At 68.3% G+C, this 18,277-nt stretch carries 14 protein-coding genes; 8 read left to right on the forward strand and 6 right to left on the reverse strand.

Going from position 1 to position 18,277, the window contains the following annotated elements; genetic code table 11:
- Positions 1–32: 32 nt before the first annotated feature.
- A complete protein-coding gene (locus tag BJ960_RS05530) occupies positions 33–1,754 on the forward strand; it encodes a PucR family transcriptional regulator (RefSeq protein ID WP_185986559.1) in 1,722 nt (573 codons plus the stop codon).
- 85 nt (positions 1,755–1,839) lie between these two features.
- On the opposite strand, the gene BJ960_RS05535 is transcribed toward BJ960_RS05530, so the two are convergent.
- The 3 genes from BJ960_RS05535 to BJ960_RS05545 form a co-directional block, all read right to left on the reverse strand.
- Entirely contained in the window at positions 1,840–3,195 is a 1,356-nt protein-coding gene (locus tag BJ960_RS05535; protein ID WP_121077363.1) for an NAD-dependent succinate-semialdehyde dehydrogenase, read from the reverse strand.
- A gap of 129 nt (positions 3,196–3,324) precedes the next feature.
- Positions 3,325–4,260, reverse strand: a complete 936-nt coding sequence (locus BJ960_RS05540; RefSeq protein ID WP_185986560.1) for a DUF4349 domain-containing protein — start codon at positions 4,258–4,260, stop codon at positions 3,325–3,327.
- 52 nt (positions 4,261–4,312) lie between these two features.
- Positions 4,313–5,539: an MFS transporter gene (locus tag BJ960_RS05545; protein ID WP_185986561.1), complete on the reverse strand. Its 1,227-nt coding sequence runs from the start codon at positions 5,537–5,539 to the stop codon at positions 4,313–4,315.
- 148 nt (positions 5,540–5,687) lie between these two features.
- Between BJ960_RS05545 and BJ960_RS05550 the strand changes: the two genes are divergently transcribed.
- Positions 5,688–6,149, forward strand: coding sequence for a hypothetical protein (locus tag BJ960_RS05550; RefSeq protein ID WP_185986562.1), 462 nt, complete (start codon positions 5,688–5,690; stop codon positions 6,147–6,149).
- Between the two features lie 15 nt (positions 6,150–6,164).
- Here the strand turns inward: BJ960_RS05550 and hrpA are convergent, their stop codons facing one another.
- Entirely contained in the window at positions 6,165–10,127 is a 3,963-nt protein-coding gene (gene hrpA, locus BJ960_RS05555) for an ATP-dependent RNA helicase HrpA (protein WP_185986563.1), read from the reverse strand.
- A gap of 60 nt (positions 10,128–10,187) precedes the next feature.
- Here hrpA and BJ960_RS05560 point away from each other — a divergent pair, with 60 nt between their 5' ends.
- The 3 genes from BJ960_RS05560 to BJ960_RS05570 all read left to right on the forward strand — a co-directional run bounded on the left by BJ960_RS05560 (position 10,188) and on the right by BJ960_RS05570 (position 13,148).
- Complete coding sequence (locus BJ960_RS05560) at positions 10,188–11,024, forward strand: aldo/keto reductase (protein ID WP_121077353.1); 837 nt, start codon at positions 10,188–10,190, stop codon at positions 11,022–11,024.
- A 169-nt stretch (positions 11,025–11,193) separates the two neighbouring features.
- Positions 11,194–12,018, forward strand: coding sequence for a serine hydrolase domain-containing protein (locus BJ960_RS05565; RefSeq protein ID WP_185986564.1), 825 nt, complete (start codon positions 11,194–11,196; stop codon positions 12,016–12,018).
- 92 nt (positions 12,019–12,110) lie between these two features.
- Positions 12,111–13,148 carry a malate dehydrogenase gene (locus tag BJ960_RS05570; RefSeq protein WP_185986565.1) on the forward strand — a complete coding sequence of 346 codons (1,038 nt, stop codon included), beginning with the start codon at positions 12,111–12,113 and terminating at the stop codon, positions 13,146–13,148.
- Positions 13,149–13,175: 27 nt separating this feature from the next.
- On the opposite strand, the gene BJ960_RS05575 is transcribed toward BJ960_RS05570, so the two are convergent.
- The gene (locus BJ960_RS05575; protein ID WP_185986566.1) at positions 13,176–13,793 is read right to left on the reverse strand and encodes a TetR family transcriptional regulator; all 618 of its coding nucleotides are present in this window, start codon (positions 13,791–13,793) and stop codon (positions 13,176–13,178) included.
- Positions 13,794–13,925: 132 nt separating this feature from the next.
- Here BJ960_RS05575 and BJ960_RS05580 point away from each other — a divergent pair, with 132 nt between their 5' ends.
- Positions 13,926–15,773, forward strand: a complete 1,848-nt coding sequence (locus BJ960_RS05580; protein WP_185988354.1) for a hypothetical protein — start codon at positions 13,926–13,928, stop codon at positions 15,771–15,773.
- A 4-nt stretch (positions 15,774–15,777) separates the two neighbouring features.
- Positions 15,778–17,199: an argininosuccinate synthase gene (argG, locus tag BJ960_RS05585; RefSeq protein WP_121077349.1), complete on the forward strand. Its 1,422-nt coding sequence runs from the start codon at positions 15,778–15,780 to the stop codon at positions 17,197–17,199.
- A 168-nt stretch (positions 17,200–17,367) separates the two neighbouring features.
- Here the strand turns inward: argG and BJ960_RS05590 are convergent, their stop codons facing one another.
- Entirely contained in the window at positions 17,368–17,616 is a 249-nt protein-coding gene (locus BJ960_RS05590) for a WhiB family transcriptional regulator (RefSeq protein ID WP_042543325.1), read from the reverse strand.
- 226 nt (positions 17,617–17,842) lie between these two features.
- Here BJ960_RS05590 and BJ960_RS05595 point away from each other — a divergent pair, with 226 nt between their 5' ends.
- Positions 17,843–18,250, forward strand: coding sequence for a hypothetical protein (locus tag BJ960_RS05595; RefSeq protein ID WP_121077347.1), 408 nt, complete (start codon positions 17,843–17,845; stop codon positions 18,248–18,250).
- The last annotated feature ends 27 nt before the right edge of the window (positions 18,251–18,277 follow it).

An 18,277-nucleotide genomic window follows, 5' to 3' on the forward strand; every position in this document is an offset into this window, starting at 1 on the left:
GGCGCACGGGGGCTAGCGATATGCTTCCCTTCATGAGCGACCGGCACGAACCACGATTCACCAGGTTCAGTCTCGGACGCGTCCTGGACGACCTCGGGCTCACGCTGCTCGAGGTCGTCCACGGGCGCATTGACGATCAGCAGGACATCGGCGGAGTCGTCATTTACGACCCCGTCGACGAGCCGCTCTATCCGGCGCACGCCGTCGTGCTCGGCGTCGGGGTGCACGGCAGTGACGGGCTCAGCGACCTGCTCGCCGGGCTCGCCGGCCACACGATCGCGGCGGTCGTGGTGCGCTCGCCAGTCGAGATCACCGACGAGGTACGCGCCCTGGCCGACGAACACGGCGTCGTCGTGCTCGGCCTCGCGCGCGGCGCGACGTGGACGCAGCTGGCGGCGCTGCTCCGGTCACTCCTCGCGGAGGACGACGTGGGGGACACCCACGTCGACTCGCTCGGCGGCATCCCGTCTGGCGACCTATTCGCCGTTGCGAACGCGATCTCCTCGCTGCTCGACGCGCCCGTGACGATTGAGGATCGCTCCTCCCGCGTGCTCGCGTTCTCGGGCAGGCAGGAAGAGGCCGACCCGGCGCGCGCCGAAACGATCATCGGCAGGCGGGTGCCCGAGCGATACCGGCACCAGCTCACGCAGCAGGGCGTCTTCCGCGAGCTCTACCGCAGCGAGGACCCGGTGGTCATCGCGCGCATCGAGGCCGAGGCTGACATGTCGACGCAGCGCGTGGCGATCGGCGTGCGCGCTGGCGACGAGGTGCTCGGCTCGATCTGGGCGGCCATGGACGGACCGCTCACCGACGAGCGCAGGATCACGCTCCGCGACGCGGCCAAGCTCGTCGCGCTCCACCTGCTCCGCGTTCGCGCGGGCGCGGACGTGCAGCGCAGGCTCCGCGCCGAGCTGCTGAGCACCGCGCTCGAGGGCGGCTCCGGCGCGAGCGAGGCGCTCTCGCGGCTTAACCTGTCGGGCCAGCCGGTGTGCGTCGTTGCCGCGGTGCTCACCGAAACGGAGCACGGGGGAGCGGGCGGCGCGGATCAGGCGCTCATGGCCGAGCGCGAACGCTTCGCAGACGCGCTTGCCGTGCACCTCTCCGCGATGCGGCCGGGATCCGCCGTCGCGCTGCTCGGCGACACGGCGTACGGGATCCTCCCCGAGCCGAACGACCCGACGGGCGACCACGCGGTGCGCACGATGGAGGACTTTCTCGACCGCGTTGGCAGCCGCATGTCCGCCGTGATCGCGGTGGGGCCGCCAGCCGACGACATCGGGGGGATCTCGCGGTCGCGCGCCTCCGCGCGCCGGGTGCTCCGCGCGCTCCTCGAGCCGGCCGCCGGTCAGGCTGTCGCGCCGCAGGAACAGGCCGCTGCGGGCACGGCGGCTGCCGCAGGCGGGCGGCCACGCGCTGGCGGGTCGAGGTCGCGCGTGGCGCGACTCAGCGACGTTCACGCGTCGGTGCTGATGCTCGAGCTCCGCGACCTGATGGTCGTGCGCGGCGACGAGTTCACGGGCCCGGTGTCGAGGCTCATGGAGCACGACGCGAAGCAGAAGGGGCATCTCGTCGACACGCTGCGCGCCTGGTTCGATCACTTCGGTGACGTCGCGAAGGCGGCCGACATGCTCTTCGTGCACCCGAACACGTTCAGGTACCGCCTGCGTCGGGCCGTCGAGATCAGCGGCATCGACCTCGACAACGCCGACGACAGGTTCGAGGCGATGCTCCAGCTGCGCCTGCTGGAACGCTAGCGCGCGGGCGCTCTCCGCCGCCACAACGCACTGAGGGGGTGCGGATCCAGTTGGATCCGCACCCCCTCAGTGGCTGCCGAAGCGCTTAGCCTGCGTAGCGGAAGAGCTTCTTGTTGGCGAACTCAAGCATGCCGACCTTGCCGAGCTCGCGCCCGTAGCCCGACTTCTTGACGCCGCCGAAGGGCACGTCAGCGCCCTCGAGGCCCGCGCCACCGATGAAGACCATGCCGACGTCGAGCTGGTTGCCGACCTGCTCCGCGCGATCGAGATCGTCGCAGATGATGACCGAGCCGAGGCCGTAGGGCGAGGAGTTGGCGAGCTGGATCGCCTCTTCGTCGCTCGATACCTTGTACAGCTGTGCGACGGGGCCGAACAGCTCCTGGCTGTAGACGTCCATCTTCGGGGTGATGTTCGTGATGATCGACGGGGTGTAGACGTTGCCCTCGGGCTCGTTGTTGCCAACGACAACCTCGGCACCCTGGTCGATCGCGCCCTGCACCTGAGCAGCGAGGGTCTTCGTCGCAGCCTCAGACGACATCGGGCCGAAGTCGCCGTCGCTGTAGGACTGGCCGGCGATAGCGGCCTGGAACTTCTCCGAGAACTCGTCGAAGTACTTGTCCATGACCACGATGCGCTTCGAGCCGTTGCACGCCTGGCCGGTGTTCTCCATGCGGCCGCCGACAGCGTGCTCGACCGCGTGGTCGAGGTTTGCCGAGTCGAGCACGAGGAAGACGTCCGAGCCGCCGAGCTCGAGCACGCACTTCTTCAGTGCGCGGCCGGCCTGCTCAGCGACGATCGCGCCTGCGCGCTCCGAACCGGTGAGCGAGACGCCCTGCACGCGGTCATCGGCGATGATGTCGCTGACCTGCTCGTGCGTCGCGAAGACGTTGACGTAGGCACCCTTGGGGAAGCCGGCGTCGAGGAACAGCTGCTCGAGCGCGAGGGCCGACTCGGGGCACTGCGCAGCGTGCTTGAGGATGATGGTGTTGCCGAGAATCAGGTTCGGCACGGCGAAGCGCGCGACCTGGTAGTACGGGTAGTTCCACGGCATGATGCCGAGGATGACGCCGGTGCCCTGGAAACGGAAGAACGTCTTCAGGCCGTCCTCGACCTCGAGGTGCTCGTCCGCGAGCCACTTCTCAGCGTTGTCTGCGAACGCAGCGGTGATCGCGCCCGAGAACTCGGCCTCGCCGATCGACTGGTCGAGGGGCTTGCCCATCTCGCGGTTGATGATCGCGCCGAGTTCTTCCTTGCGCTCGTCGAAGAGCTCCGCGGCACGCTTTGCGAGTGCGGCGCGCTCGGCGACGGTGGTCTTGCGCGACCACTCCTGGTAGGTCTGCTGCGTCGAAGCGAGTGCCGCTTCGATGTCAGCAGCGGTCGCGTCCGGGTACTCTGCGAGCTTCTCGCCCGTAGCCGGGTTAATGACGGCGAAGGTGCCCATAGTTGACTCACTCCTTAGTGACTTCGTCGGTGACTGGTTGAGGCTAGTCTTTCACACCTCGATGAGTATCACTAGCGTCCCACGCGCTGCTCTTTTGGCGATCCTGATGGGGCAACAATGATCGATTCGCTAGGAGGTGTGCTCTTCCGCGACTGATTCCGCAGCATTGGTGCTCAGCGGTTTCTCAGGCGCCTGAGCGCTCCGGGCGCGTCGCCTGCGCCGGCGCAGCGGGATGAAGATCGCCGCGACCACGATCGCCAGCAGCGCGAGCCACGGCAGCGCGAATCCGAGGCCGACGAACGCCCCGACGAAGAACGAACCGATCGAGGCGACGCCGGCCTGCAGGGCGTCCCAGAAGGAGTGCGGCCCGCCGCCGGGAAGCGGGCTCTGCTCGCTCAACGACACCCAGATGCTCGCCTGCTCGACCTGACCTTCGAGAGACTCGAGCTGCGCCCTCAGCCCGTCGAGCTCCTGCTGTCTCCCGGACAGGGCGCTCTCTGCCTCGATGAGCTCACTCGTCGTGGCGGCCCCCGCCATGAGGTCGGTGAGCCGCGCGACGGAAGCCTCCAGCGCGGCGACGCGCGCCGTGAGATCGACGTGGACCTCGGTGACGTCTTCGGCGGACCGTGAGTCAGCCGTCACGTCGCCGAGCTTGCCGAGGTCTGCGATGGCCTCGTCGAGGCGCTCCGCGGGGACTCTGATCGCGACCTCCCCGGTTCTCGCGGTGCCCCCATCGCCACTGATCGACTGGGACGACACCGAGCCCCCGAGGCGCTTGGCGAGGGCGGCAACGTCGTCTGCGGCGTCGCGCGCGTTCTGCACTGTGAGCGCCACCGACGCCGAGCGGACGATCGAGCGAGTTTCGCCCGCCTCGGCCGTGCGGTTACCGTCGACGATGCCGGAGCTCTGCTCCGCCATACTGTCGGAGGACGAGGCGAACTCTCCGCCCGCCATCGAATCAATGGCGGGAACGCCGGCGACGTCTGGCGACGAGGCAGCGCACCCCGCGAGGCCGACCGCCAGGAGGGTAGCGGCAGCTGCCGCCAGGAGTCGCGTGGTTCTCATGAGCTAACGATAGCCAGGCGGGGAAGACCCCGGAAGAGCAGCCCCCGGATCGTTACGGGAGCGGGAGGGTGATCGTGCCGGTCTCCGGCGGCTGCTCGATGTCGCGGTCCTTGAGGTCCGGCACCCACCTCGTGGTGCACAGCGCGACGACGCCCGCGACGAGGATGAGGCCGGTCGATACGATGATCGCGCCCTGCGCGCCCATCGCGTCGATCGCGACGCCAGCAATCGCCGACCCCGTTGCGACGCCGACGAGCTGCCCGGTGCCGATCCAGCCGAACGCCTCGGCGGTCTCCGAGAACTTCACGGTCGACCCGATCATGCTCGAGATGCCAGCGAAGGTCGGGGCCGTTCCCAGGCCACCGATGAACAGCACGATCGACAGCCACCAGATGTTCAGGCTGACGAGGCAGGCGGCGGTGCCGACGAGCACCACGCCGATCCTGATCGCGAGCGACCACGGGCGCAGCGGGCGGTGCCCGATGATGAGTCCGCCCACGAGCGAGCCGCCAGCAAACACTGCGAGGACGATACCCGACTCGATGCTCGAGTGGCCGCCCTCCGCAGCGGGGGCGAACGCGCGCACGACGCCTGCCTCGATCGCCGCGAAGGACGCGACGAAGAAGAAGCCGATGACGGTCGCGATGATGACGGTCGGGCGCTTCAGCACAGCGCCAAGGCTCGCCTTCGACGGCGGAATCTTCACGACCCCGACCGGGCGGCTCATGATGAACCAGGCCCCGCCGAGCAGCATGAACGCGGCGGCGACCGACAGCCCGACCGCGGTGCCGAACTGGGCGGCAACGAAGACGGCGATGACCGGGCCGAGCACCCAGATGAGCTCCTGCGCCGCCGCGTCAAGCGAGAACAGCGCCGAGATCTGCTTGCCGGGCACGAGGCGCGGGTAAAGGGTACGCACGGCGGGAGTGATCGGTGGCGTCGTCAGGCCGATCGAGAATGAGATCAGCGCGGTCACCGCGAGCGGCAGATGCACGAACGCGATGAGCACGATGAAGCCGCTGCAGAGCACCGAGGTGATCCACAGCACGCGGCGCATGCCGAAGCGGCCCATGAGGCGGCTCGACAGCGGCCCCGAGATCGCCTGGCCGATGCTTTGCGTCGCGAGCACGATGCCGGCAGCGGTGTACTCGCCGAACTGCTCCTGCATGTGCAGGAGCACGATAATGGACAGCATCCCAAACGGGAACCTCGCGGTGAGCTGCGAGAAAAGAATACGAAAAACGCCCTCATTGCGCGCGAGGTCGCGGTAAATGCCCATCAGGCGATTCTAGTCCTCGCGGGCACCCCGAATCGACACGCTTCGCGGTTTTGGCACGGTGAATAATTGGGGGGATTCGAGAGGCCATGTTGAGGGCACCTGCTAGGGTCGGGGCACCAGCTGAGGATTCGTGAAGGAGCGAAGTATCATGCCAGGCACTTCTCGCCCGAACCAGGCCTGGGGCCTCGTCACGCTTGCCGTGGCGACGACTCTCACGCTCGCAGCCTGTGCCCCGGCGGCTACCCCTGAGTCGCAGGACGGTGCTGAGCCCGCGGAAACGCAGGCAGGTCCCACGGACGCTGCGTTCGTGTGCGGTCAGCTCAACGCGCTGGAGGCCGCCCACTGGCGTGCGGGGATCGACGAGGGCAAAGGGGTGCTGGCGGGTGACGCGGCCGACGCCGTCCGGAACTCGGTGTTCGACGGCTACGCCACGATCATGGAGCGGGCTCCCGGCGAACTCAGCAGCAAGGTGGTGGCGCTCCGAGAGAGCGCCGAGGCCGACCCTCGCGATCCCGGGGCGATTGAAGAGGCAAGCCGGGCGCTGGGAAGCGCGTGCGAGGAGGCCGGTGTACCGCTCGGGATACTCGCGCGTCCGGGCGACGGCGGCTAGCCCGCCGCACCGCCGTTAGCCTGCGAGCGCCTTCTGGATCCGCTGCAGCGACACCGCCTCGGAAGCACGGAGCTGCTGCGCGAACAGGCTGACCCTGAACTCCTCGATGAGCCAGCGGGTGCGCTCGATGTGCGCAGGCGCGTCGACAGGCAGCGGAATCTTACCTCCAGCCTCGTCGAAGAGCACGAGCGCGCGGTCGACGTCGTTCTGCCAGGCCCGGTCACGTCCAGGGTTCGCCGGCAGCGCCTGCATGCGCAGCCGCAGCGCTTCGAGGTAGACGGGAACGCGCTCGAGCTGGGTCGCGCCGGTCCGCGACACGAAGCCGTCGAAGACAAGGCCGTCGAGTTGCTTCGCGGCGTCGGCGACCTGGCCGAGCACCTGCAGCGACTTCGCCTGGTCGATTGCTTTCTTCGCCAGGCGCGCCCCGTCGAGGACCTTCGCGGTGAGCGCGATCGTGCCGTAGATCTCGTCGATGAGGCTGCGCGCGTAGTCGTTCGCGATCGCCTCGAAGTCGGCCGCGCGCCAGACGAGGCCGTCGGGTGCGTGGCGCTGAATCACCCGATCCGCAACGGCGAGTGAGACGTCGGCGATCGCGGTGTCGAGCGAGCGGTACGGGCCGGCCCCGAGCAGCAGCTTCTCCTGATTTGAGAGGTGGTCGCGCACGTAGCTCGCGGGCGACGGGCTCGACAGCACGACGAGGCGGCGGATCCCGCGCCGCGAGGCGCGCCGCTGCTCCGCCTCATCGGCAACGAGTCCGAGATCAACGCTCGTGCGCCGATCCACGATCGCCGGGTAGGCGCGAACGACTCCCGCGCTGCCCGACCGACCCTTTGCGTAGCTCGAATCCACGTGCTTGGGGAGGTCACCGAACTCCCACGTCGTCGCGCCGGTGCGCTCGAGCTCGCTCTTCGGGAGCGCCGCCTGCGCAACCCTGGCGACGCCCTTCGTCGCCTGCTCCTTGTGCTTCGCCTGGAGCTCGGCGAGATCCTTGCCGGCCCCGACCGTGCGGCCGCGCGCGTCAATGACGCGGAACGTCGGCGTGAGGTGCGCAGGGAGCCGCGACGGGTCGAAGTCGCTTGGCTGCACCTGCTGGCTCGTGCGGCGCCTGATCTCGTCGGCGAGGAGCTGCGTGAGCGACACGTCGGCGCCACCCGCGCCGTCGCCGTCGAGCTTCGGGCCCACCGCGCTGAGCAGTGTGCGCGCCCAGTCCGCGGCGGGGACGACGTGCTTGCGGATCGCCTTCGGCAGCGTCTTGATGAGCGCGGTGACGAGCTCCTCGCGCATGCCGGGCACGAGCTTCTCGAAGTCGCCCTGCGCGAGGCGCGGGAGAAGGGGGAGCGGCACGTTCACGGTGACGCCGTCGTCGTCGCTCGTGGGGTCGAACCGGTACTTGAGCTTCAGCGACTGGTCACCGTGCTGCCACTGGCGCGGGTACTCGGCCTCATCGACCTCGACCGACTCTTCCTCGAGCAGGTCCTCGCGCTTGAGATGGAGGTACTGCGGATCCTCCGACCGCTTCGTCTTCCACCAGCCCTCGAAGTCGCGCGTGCTCGCGACGTCCTTCGGGATGCGCGCATCGTAGAACTCGAACACCGCCTCGTCGCCGTCGAGAATGTCGCGGCGGCGGGTACGCTCCTCGAGCTGCACGAGCTCGCGCCGGAGCTGGTGATTCGCGCGGTCGAACGCCTGCGGCGAATCCCAGTCGCCGTCGACGAGCGCGTGCCTGATGAACAGCTCGCGCGCCTCGACCGGGTCGAACCGTGAGAGCTGCACGCGACGGCCGGTGACGATGGGCACGCCGTACAGCGTGACGCGCTCGGTCGCGACGGCCGCGCCCTGCTTGCGCTCCCAGCGGGGCTCGGAGAGCTGACGCTTCGCGAGGGAGCCCGCGAGCTCCTCAGCCCACTCGGGCTCGACCTGGGCGTTCGAGCGCGCGAACAGCCGGCTCGTCTCGACGAGCTCGACGCTCATCACGACCTCCGGCGGTTTCTTCGCGAGCACCGATCCCGGGTAGAGCACGAACCGGGTGCCGCGCGAGCCGAGATACTCCTGCGCCGGCTTGCGCTTCACCGCGCCGGGCACCTCGCGACCGCGGCCCGGGGTGGTCCGATCCTGCCGGTCATCGCGCACGCCGAGCTGCGAGAGGAGACCCGCGAGCACCGACCGGTGAATGAGTTCCGCCGACCCGCCGGTGTCCTCCCGCACCTGCCCCTTGACGCCCGCTGCCCGAGACAGCTGCCTGACGAGGTCCATCCACTCACGCACCCGCAGGAAGTTCAAGAACTCCTTCTTGCAGAGCCTGCGGAACGCGCTCGACGAGAGCTCGGCCTGCTGCTTCTGCAGGTGGTTCCAGAGATTGAGCAGGGTCATGAGATCGCCGAGCGGGTCGTTGAACCGCGCGTGGAACTGATCGGCCTGCGCGCGCTCTGCGACGGGCCGCTCGCGCACGTCCTGGATAGTGAGCCCCGCGACGATTGCGAGCACCTCAGGGACGACCTCGTGCCTGCGCGCCTCGATCACCATGCGCGCAAACCGTGGCTCGATCGGCAGCCGGGCGAGCTCGCGGCCGGTCTTCGTGATCGCGTGGGTCGCGCCGCCAGAAGTCGCACCGTCGGATGCCGCGGCCTCCGAGTCGCGCTTCGCACGGCCCCGGCTGGCCGGGCGCACCGCCCCGAGCTCCTCGAGCAGGCCGAGGCCGTCGCGAATCCCGCGCTGGTCCGGGGGAGTGAGGAACGGGAAGCCCGCGATGTCGCCGAGCCCGAGCGAAAGCATCTGCAGGATCACGCTCGCGAGGCCGGTGCGCCGGATCTCCGGCTCCGTGAACGCGGGGCGAGACTCGAAGTCCTCCTCGCTGTACAGCCGGATCGCGATGCCGTTGCTCGTGCGCCCTGACCGGCCGGAGCGCTGGTTCGCGCTCGCCTGCGAAATCGCCTCGATCGGGAGCCGCTGCACCTTCGACCGCGACGAGTAGCGCGAGATGCGCGCCGTGCCGGCGTCGATGACGTATCGGATACCAGGGACGGTCAGCGAGGTCTCGGCGACGTTCGTCGCGAGCACGATCCGGCGCGCGCCCGAATCCTGGCGGCGCTCGAACACCCGATGCTGCTCGGCCGCGGACAGCCTGCCGTAGAGGGGGAGGATCTCGGTGCGGTTCGCCGGCCCGCCGCGACCCGCGCGCCCCTGCAGCGCGTCGGCGGCGTCGCGGATCTCCGCCTCGCCCGAGAGGAACACGAGCACGTCGCCGCGCGACTCGCGCCCAAGCTCGTCGACGGCCTCGCCGATCGCCTCGAACACGTCGCGCTCGATCTTACGGGTCTTCGGCTGTTTGGTCTTCGGGTCGACGACCTCGCGCTCCTCGATGAGCGGCCGGTAGCGGATCTCGACGGGGTAGGTGCGGCCCGACACCTCAATGATCGGGGCGGGCTCGCCGGTGCGGTGGTCAGCGAAGTGCTTCGCGAACGATTCGGGATCGATCGTCGCCGACGTGATGATGACCTTCAGGTCGGGGCGGCGGGGCAAGAGCGTCCGCAGGTATCCGAGCAGGAAGTCGATGTTCAGCGAACGCTCGTGCGCCTCGTCGATGATGATCGTGTCGTAGGCCTTGAGATCCCGATCCCGATGGATCGCGTTCAGCAGGATCCCGTCGGTCATCAGCCGGATCTTCGTGTCCTTCGACGCCTGATCGGTGAACCGCACCTGGTAGCCGACGAGCCCGCCGAGCTCGGTGCCGGTCTCCTCGGCGATGCGTTCGGCGATCGTGCGGGCGGCGATCCTGCGCGGCTGCGTGTGCGCGATCCGCTCCCGGCCGAGCGCGAGCGCGATCTTCGGGAGCTGCGTGGTCTTTCCCGACCCCGTCTCGCCCGCGACGATGACGACCTGGTGGTCGGAGATCGCCTGCTGAATCTCGTCTCGCATCTGCGAGACCGGGAGCTCCTCAGGGAACTCGATGCGGGGGGCGTGGCCTTCGGGGTTCGACATAACAGGATCCATTATCGCGCGAGTCATAGACTGGCACCCATTCGACTTCAAGGAGAGACTGTGGCTGCACTCGATATCCCGAACATCACCCTGCACGACGGCACCGAGATTCCCCAGCTTGGGCTGGGCGTCTTCAAGGTCGACCCCGGCGAGGCCGAGCGCGTTGTCGCCGATGCGCTCGCCGCCGGCTATCGTCACATCGACACCGCCGCGATCTACCGGAACGAGGCCGAGGTGGGGGCCGCGATCGCTGCGAGCGGCATTCCGCGCGAGGAGCTCTTCGTGACCACGAAGCTGTGGAACAGCGACCAGACCCGCGGTGAGGAGGCCTTCGCCGAGAGCCTCGACAAGCTCGGGCTTGACCGCGTCGACCTCTACCTCGTGCACTGGCCGCAGCCGATGTTCGGCGAGGCGTTGACGGCGTGGAAGTCGCTGCTGAAGATCCACGAGTCGGGGCGCGCGACCTCGATCGGTGTCTCGAACTTCGAGATCTCCGACCTCGAGGAGATCATCTCGGAGACCGGTGTCGTGCCGACCGTGAACCAGATCGAACTGCACCCGCTGCACCAGCGCCGCGAGCTGGTTGAGTACTGCGAGGCGAAGGGGATCCGGATCGAGGCCTGGGGTCCGCTGGCGCAGGGCAAGTCCGACCTGTTCGAGCGCCCGGCGATCGCTGATGCTGCTGCCGCGCACGCGAAGACCCCGGCTCAGGTGATCCTGCGCTGGCACGCGCAGCAGGGGCGGATCGTGTTCCCGAAGACGGTGCGCGCCGAGCGCATGGTGGAGAACGCGCAGATCTTCGACTTCGAGCTCTCGGACGCCGAGATGGCCGCGATTGACGCCCTCGACGAGCAGAAGAACTTCGGGTCGAACCCGCACGAGATGGACGCCCGCTAGCCGGAGCCGGCCCGGCCCGGCCCCGGCCCCGGCCCGGCCCCGGCCCCCGGCCCGGCCGGGCCCCGCGCCCCAACTTTCTCTATGGTTTGACGTACTTTGCGGGGCAGGAACTCCGTCAATCCGTAGACAAAGTTGCCGGGCTCGCAGGGCGACCGAGTAGCGTGGAGCTATGGAGAGTCTGAGCCTCATGGATACCTGGCCCGTCGACAACGCTGCCGTCGCAGTCATCGCGAAAGACGGATCCGTGCTCGGCACCCGGGGCGACCAGGACCGCCAGTTCGCGCTCGCCTCGGTCACGAAGCTGCTGAGCGCGAGCGCGATCCTGCTTGCCGTCGAGGAGGGCGCCCTCGAACTCGACGACCCAGCCGGCCCCGAGGGCTCGACGATCAGGCACCTGCTCGCGCACGCGTCTGGCCTCGACTTCTCGGAGGACGTCGTGCGCGGCCGGCCCGGGCAGCGCCGCATCTATTCGAACCTCGGCATCGACGTCCTCGCCGAGACGTTCACGGAGCGCGCCGAGATGCCGTTCGAGGACTACCTTCGCGAGGGGCTGCTCGAGCCGCTCGGCATGCACTCCACGAAGCTGATGGGCAGCCCCGCAGCGGGCGGGGTCTCGACAGCAGCCGACCTGTCGCGTTTCGCGGCCGAGCTGCAGAACCCGAAGCTGCTGCACCCGGAGACGATCGCGCAGGCGACGCAGGTCGTGTTCCCCGGGATCGACGGGGTGCTGCCGGGGTACGGCCGCCAGCGCCCGAACGACTGGGGGCTCGGATTCGAGATCAAGGATTCAAAGACGCCGCACTGGACCGGGCACACGAACAGCCCCCAGACGTTCGGCCACTTCGGCCAAGCGGGAACCTTCCTGTGGGTTGACCCGGTCGCCGGCCTCGCCTGTGTCGGCCTCGCTGATAAGAACTTCGGCGAGTGGTCGGCGGAGGCCTGGCCGCCCTTCTCGGACGCGGTGCTCGCGGAGCATGCGAGCCAGCACGGCTAGCCCCGATCCACGCCACCCGGCGGCAGGCCGGCCGGAGACGCGTCACACGCTTCACCCCTCCCTCAGTCAGCAACGCAACGAACGGAGTCATGATGAGTACATCTGCAACCAGCGGCGCGGCCAGGCCGGCGCCCATCACCGTCACCCTCACGGGAGCGGGCGGCCAGATCGGGTACGCGGCGATGTTCCGGATCGCGTCTGGCGCTCTCTTCGGCCCCGACCAACCCGTCGCGCTCAGGCTGCTTGAGATCCCGCAGGGCGTCAAGGGCGCCGAGGGTGCGGCCCTCGAGCTCACCGACTGCGCTTTCCCGCTGCTCACGAGCGTCGATATTGCCACGGCGCCCGAACAGGGCTTTGACGGGGCGAACGTCGCCCTGCTCGTCGGCTCGCGGCCCCGCACCGCAGGGATGGAGCGCGCCGACCTGCTCGCCGCGAACGGTGCGATCTTCGGCCCGCAGGGGCGGGCGATCAACGACAACGCCGCGGATGACGTTCGCGTGCTCGTCGTCGGCAACCCCGCAAACACGAACGCCCTCATCGCGCAGCGAAACGCGCCGGACGTGCCAGCCGAACGCTTCACGGCGCTCACGCGGCTCGACCACAACCGTGCGGTCGGCCTGCTCGCCGAGCGGGCGGGCGCCGCGGTGGCGGACATTGCGGGCGTGACAATCTGGGGCAATCACTCGACCACGCAGTACCCGGACCTCAGCCACGCAACCGTCGCGGGGCGCCCCGCGCTCGAGATCGTCGGGGAAAGCTGGGGCCGCGGCGAGTACGTGGACCGGGTCGCGAACCGCGGCGCTGAGATCATCGAGGTGCGCGGCGGCTCGTCGGTCGCGTCGGCGGCGAACGCGGCGATCGATCACGTCCACGACTGGGTGCTCGGCACGGGCAACGCGGCGGCGACGTCCGGCGCCGCGGCGCCCTGGACCTCAGTCTCGCTCCCGTCAACGGGCGCCTACGGCATTCCGGAGGGCCTCATCGCCTCAGTACCGGCGCGCTCGATCAATGGACAGTGGCAGGTTGTCGAGGGCCTCGACGTCGACGACTTCTCGCGCGCGCGCATCGACGCCTCCGTCGCCGAGCTGGCCGCCGAGCGCGATCAGGTGGCGGCGCTCGGCCTCATCTGATCGGCGCCCGCCCGCCCGCGGCCGTCGTCAGCCTTGCGGCGTCACGAGGGCAGTGAGCTGCCTGCGAATCCGGGTAAAGGTGTCGATATCGATGACGAGTTCGCCATCGACCTCGCGCACGTGTCGCTGGGCCTCGTCGCCGAGCGCGATCGACAGGTTCACCGCGAGCCGAGCCTCGGTTTCGTGCGCAACCCCCTCCAACCTGGCATCGTCGGGGTGTTCGTCGAGCCACGAGGTGAGCACCGCGACGAGCCTGTCCGTGCTCGTGCCGCTCGACCACGAGACTCGACTCGTCACCCCAGGCTCCCGCGAGAACAGCGCGAGACGTTTCTTGGTGACCGGGTTATCCGCTTGGCCACGCACGGACTCCATGACGATGAGCGACGAGGCGACGACGAGGTCGCCGGAGCGCTCGGTCAGGATCCGCGTGGTGAGCTCGGGGTCGAACTCGAGCGGCGAACCGAAGATCGCCTGCTCGAGGGAAGGAAAGTAGTTGAAGAACGTGCTTCTCGACACCATCGCTGCGGCGCATACGCGATCCACAGTGACTGCAGCGACTCCCTCTGCGTAGGCGATCTCGACGGCAGCGGCCTCCATCTGCTCGCGCGTGAGCCGCATCTTGCGTTCGCGCAGGCCCTCCGTCATGACTCCTCCTGGTGGGGCGCGTACTCACCCCGATCGCGGTTGAGTCTCCACCCTACTTGACAAAAATATTGGATAGTGTCCATTCTTGTAGTCTGTGCAAAGTTATTGCATTCGATCTAGGGGGAACGACACATGCGACGTGAATCATCGCGCCTGCCGGCACTGGGGGCGGCAATGCTTGCCGCTGCGCTCACCGTGACGGGGATACCCGCCGCAGGTCACGCGACCGACGGCCAGCCCGAGGCCAGCCTGACGCGCGAGGTTGAGATCGCCGTGTCGCTCGATGACGGCTCGACGGCGAAGCCGCTGCCTGGCACCCGCGTCTCGGTCAGCGGGTTTGACGGCGACACCGGCGAGCTGGTCGAGGTGGCCGCGGGCGTTGCGGGGCAGGACGGCCTGGCAGCGGTCTCCGTGACGGGCCCAGATACGAGCTACATCGTTGACGCCGTGTGGCCGGGCGCCCAGGGCGACCTCGAGAGCGTGTCGTCACGGTCCGAGTTCCGCCTCAGCTCCGACGAGCCCGTGAACGTGCGCCTTTGGGGCCCCATCGGCACCGTCTCCGGCACCATCACCGCGACGATGAAGGGCGCCCCCGTGACGAGCCTCGCCGGCGCGAAGCTCGCCCTCGTGAGTGGTGGTGTTGACCTGCAAACTCTTGACGTCGCGGCCGATGGCACGTTTGCCTCGGCAGCGGTCCCGACGAGCTCGGACGCCGACTACAGCGTCCGGTTCGTTCCGCCGCCCGGCACGACGCTCGCCGACGCTCAGCCCGCGAATGACGCTTTCGCGCTCCCTCGCATCAGTGGGGGCGTCTCTGAGCACTCGGTCGAGCGCGCGTTCGAACTCGTCTCGACAGCGACGACACCCGACCCCGAGCCCGGCGGTGAAGCCCCGAATCTGCTACTTCCGCCGGGTGTCCTAGGCGGCGCCGTATTCAGCGGCCCGGGTACCCCCGCCCAGCTCGGCGGGGCGCTCGGCGACATGTCAGAGGAGGCGCTCGCGGCCCTCCTCTCTGCCACGCAGAACGCCGCGGGGGACGGGGTCGTGATCGCGAATGCGAACGGCCAGGTGCTTGGCCTCGCGCTTGGCGTGACGGGCCCCCAGCAGCAGTTGGCCAACGGCATCCTCAGCCCGACGATCGCGGCGTTTTTGCGCCCGACTGAGCCGAACGTTGACGTGCTCAGTCTTGATCTGGAGACCGCGCTGCTCGCCGTACAGTCGCAGGGCTCGAGTGTGCTGAATCGGGAGCTCGCTGACCAGATCATCTTCGTGCAGCAGCGCAACGCGCAGCTCGGGCTGTTCGCGGCCGCGGCTAACGCGGTTCGGGCGTTTATTGCGACACCGAATGACGAGGCGTACACTGCGGCCGCGGCAACGGCTCGTGATGCCGGTGTCGCGCATGCATTCCTTGACGCGCCCGCGGCGGAACGACCCGAGCAAGCCGAGGCCCTGCTCACGCACCTCAAGGCCCTCACGGATTCCAGTGCGAACTCGCAGCAGATGGACATGCTGCGAATCCAGTCACTGTCGGGCAAACGCAACGAAGCCTTCGACGCGATGAGCGACTTCGCGAAGAAGATGCAGGGGGCGCGCTCGAGCATCATCGGCAACATGCGTTCGACGCCCGTCGCGCTCGGTTTGGTTGAGTGGGATCGCGGAGTGGTCACCGGCGCATTCGACCTCGCGGGTGTCGAGCCCGGCGACCACCACCTCATCATGCACGTTGCTGGCATTGGCTACACGACCATTTCAAGCCTCGCGCTCGCGGACGACTCCGCGGTCGAGGGATCGGGAGAGTCAGAGAAGCCCGGCGCCGTGGAGCCACCTGCTCCGAAGCAGGCCATCGCAGAGACCGGCGGATCCGCGCACGTCGCAGGCTGGGTGTCTGGCGGCGCGCTCTTGCTGCTCGGCGCTGCCGCCATTGCGGTGAGTCTTCGGCCCCGGCGCGTTCACCCGGCGCGTCAAGCACCCATAGGATAGAAGCATGTCCAAAGTTCTTTCTTCCCTTCCTGTAGGCGAGCGCGTTGGTATCGCGTTCTCCGGTGGTCTCGACACCTCCTGCGCTGTTGCATGGATGCGCGAAAACGGTGCGATTCCCTGCACCTACACCGCTGATATCGGCCAGTACGACGAGCCCGACCTCGACGGTGTCGCGGCCCGCGCGAAGGAGTACGGCGCGGAGATCGCGCGTCACGTCGACGCGAAGCGCGCGCTCGTTGAGGAAGGCTTCGTGGCGCTGCAGACCGGCGCGTTCAACGTGCGCTCGGGCGGCAAGACCTACTTCAACACGACCCCGGTCGGTCGCGCGGTGACGGGCACGCTGCTCGTTCGTGCGATGAAGGAAGACGGCGTCGACATCTGGGGCGACGGTTCGACCTACAAGGGCAACGATATCGAGCGCTTCTACCGCTACGGTCTCATGGCGAACCCCTCGCTTCGCATCTACAAGCCGTGGCTCGACAGCCAGTTCGTTGAGGAGCTCGGCGGCCGACACGAGATGAGCGAGTGGCTCGTCGCGCACGGCTACCCGTACCGCGACTCGGCCGAGAAGGCGTACTCGACCGACGCCAACATCTGGGGCGCGAGCCACGAGGCAAAGCACCTCGAGTTCCTCGACAACGGCCTGGACATCGTGACCCCCATCATGGGCGTCGCCGCCTGGCGCGAGGACGTCGAGGTCGTCACCGAGGAGGTCTCCGTTCGGTTCGAGGCAGGTCGCCCCGTCGCGATCAACGGTGTTGAGTACGACGACCCCGTAGCGCTCGTGTACGAGGCAAACGCGATCGGTGGCCGGCACGGCCTCGGTATCTCCGACCAGATCGAGAACCGCATCATCGAGGCGAAGTCGCGCGGCATCTACGAGGCGCCTGGCATGGCGCTGCTGCACATCACGTACGAGCGCCTCGTGAACGCGATCCACAACGAGAACACGCTCGCGAGCTACCACAACGATGGCCGCAAGCTCGGTCGCCTCATGTACGAGGGCCGCTGGCTCGACCCCGAGTCGCTCATGCTCCGCGAGGCGCTGCAGCGCTGGGTCGGCTCGGCCGTGACTGGCGAGGTCACGCTGCGCCTGCGCCGCGGCGACGACTACACGATCCTCAACACCGAGGGCCCGAACCTCAGCTACCACCCCGAGAAGCTTTCGATGGAGCGCACCGTGGGTGCGGCGTTCGGTCCCGAGGACCGCATCGGTCAGCTCACTATGCGTAACCTCGACATCGCCGACTCGCGTCAGCGCCTCGAACAGTACGCGGCGATGGGGCTCGTCGGCGGTGCGACCGCTGAGCTCGTCGGCAAGCTTGAGGCTGGCGGGGCAGACGAGATCGCGACCGCGGTCAGCGGCATCGACGAGAATGGTGACGAGCTGGGTCTCGCCGCAGCGTTCGACTCCGGCACCGACTAACGGGAGAGCTGCCGAGGCAGCGAACGACGGACACGCAGCTGTGGGCTGCGCGCGGCTTCGGCCGGGCGCAGCCCACAGTCGTATGTTCGGGCCGCCCATAACGCAGCGAGTCCCGGCACCCTGTCGGGTGCCGGGACTCGCTTGCGGCCGCGTGAGCGGCGGGAGTGCTTAGGAAGCGCGGCGGGCGCGTGCTGCGCGACGCTTGAGCGCGCGGCGCTCGTCCTCGCTGAGGCCGCCCCAGACGCCTGAGTCCTGACCGGTGTCCATCGCGTACTGGAGGCACATCTCGGTTACTGGGCAGCGGGCGCAGACGGCCTTCGCTCGCTCAATCTGATCCACTGCCGGACCGGTGTTGCCAACCGGAAAAAACAGCTCGGGATCTACGGTCAGACACGCAGCCTGTTCACGCCAATCCATACTTACCTCCTCTGCGTCGCACGTGCGATGCTCAATCTGTACACGCGCTAATCAGCAAAGGCCAGGTAGCCTAAGAGAGATCGCGCGTTGCCATTTGCCAACGTGACTGAGAATGCTCACACCGGCGTGCGCGAAACTCTGATGAATATATGGTTCCACGGAATTGAACGAAAGACAATAGGCTTTTTGCTGTTGTTTCAGGAAACGAATAGGTACGGTGACGAATATGCGCTCACGCTCCGCTTGGCTCGCGCTTACTGCGGTGTTGGCCATCGAATTGGTGCTTGGGCTCGTTCTCGTGATCACCATGATCCCCACGTTTCCGGAGGCGGGGCCTGACCAGGCGGCGCTGATGCCGCTGTGGGTGAGCCTGCTCATCAGCATGATCCTGGCGTGCCTCTGGATCGCCGTGACCCTCGTCGGGGCCATGCGGCGACAGGGGAGTTGGGTGCGCGGCTCGGCCGTGACCATCCACGTGCTGATGTTCGCCGCCGCCCTCGGAGTCTTCCAGGGGATCCTCGGCACGCCAGCCGTCGGGGCGCTCCTGCTCGGCTTGGCAGTCGTGGGATTCGCCTCGGCGATCCTGATCGGTAAGCCCGCTGAGGCGGCTCCGCAGATCAGCGAGGCCGGCTAACGGCCCGAGTCTGGCCCGGCGCCGCGG

It is taken from the genome of Leucobacter aridicollis, assembly GCF_013409595.1.
Lineage (GTDB): Bacteria > Actinomycetota > Actinomycetes > Actinomycetales > Microbacteriaceae > Leucobacter > Leucobacter aridicollis.

What these genes read in the sequence shown, in the direction of transcription:
- BJ960_RS05530 (WP_185986559.1), top strand. Translation starts at nt 33, where the DNA reads ATGAGCGACCGGCACGAACCACGATTCACCAGGTTCAGTCTCGGACGC.
- BJ960_RS05535 (WP_121077363.1), bottom strand. Translation starts at nt 3,195, where the DNA reads ATGGGCACCTTCGCCGTCATTAACCCGGCTACGGGCGAGAAGCTCGCA.
- BJ960_RS05540 (WP_185986560.1), bottom strand. Translation starts at nt 4,260, where the DNA reads ATGAGAACCACGCGACTCCTGGCGGCAGCTGCCGCTACCCTCCTGGCG.
- BJ960_RS05545 (WP_185986561.1), bottom strand. Translation starts at nt 5,539, where the DNA reads ATGGGCATTTACCGCGACCTCGCGCGCAATGAGGGCGTTTTTCGTATT.
- BJ960_RS05550 (WP_185986562.1), top strand. Translation starts at nt 5,688, where the DNA reads ATGCCAGGCACTTCTCGCCCGAACCAGGCCTGGGGCCTCGTCACGCTT.
- hrpA (WP_185986563.1), bottom strand. Translation starts at nt 10,127, where the DNA reads ATGTCGAACCCCGAAGGCCACGCCCCCCGCATCGAGTTCCCTGAGGAG.
- BJ960_RS05565 (WP_185986564.1), top strand. Translation starts at nt 11,194, where the DNA reads ATGGAGAGTCTGAGCCTCATGGATACCTGGCCCGTCGACAACGCTGCC.
- BJ960_RS05570 (WP_185986565.1), top strand. Translation starts at nt 12,111, where the DNA reads ATGAGTACATCTGCAACCAGCGGCGCGGCCAGGCCGGCGCCCATCACC.
- BJ960_RS05575 (WP_185986566.1), bottom strand. Translation starts at nt 13,793, where the DNA reads ATGACGGAGGGCCTGCGCGAACGCAAGATGCGGCTCACGCGCGAGCAG.
- BJ960_RS05580 (WP_185988354.1), top strand. Translation starts at nt 13,926, where the DNA reads ATGCGACGTGAATCATCGCGCCTGCCGGCACTGGGGGCGGCAATGCTT.
- argG (WP_121077349.1), top strand. Translation starts at nt 15,778, where the DNA reads ATGTCCAAAGTTCTTTCTTCCCTTCCTGTAGGCGAGCGCGTTGGTATC.
- BJ960_RS05590 (WP_042543325.1), bottom strand. Translation starts at nt 17,616, where the DNA reads ATGGATTGGCGTGAACAGGCTGCGTGTCTGACCGTAGATCCCGAGCTG.
- BJ960_RS05595 (WP_121077347.1), top strand. Translation starts at nt 17,843, where the DNA reads ATGCGCTCACGCTCCGCTTGGCTCGCGCTTACTGCGGTGTTGGCCATC.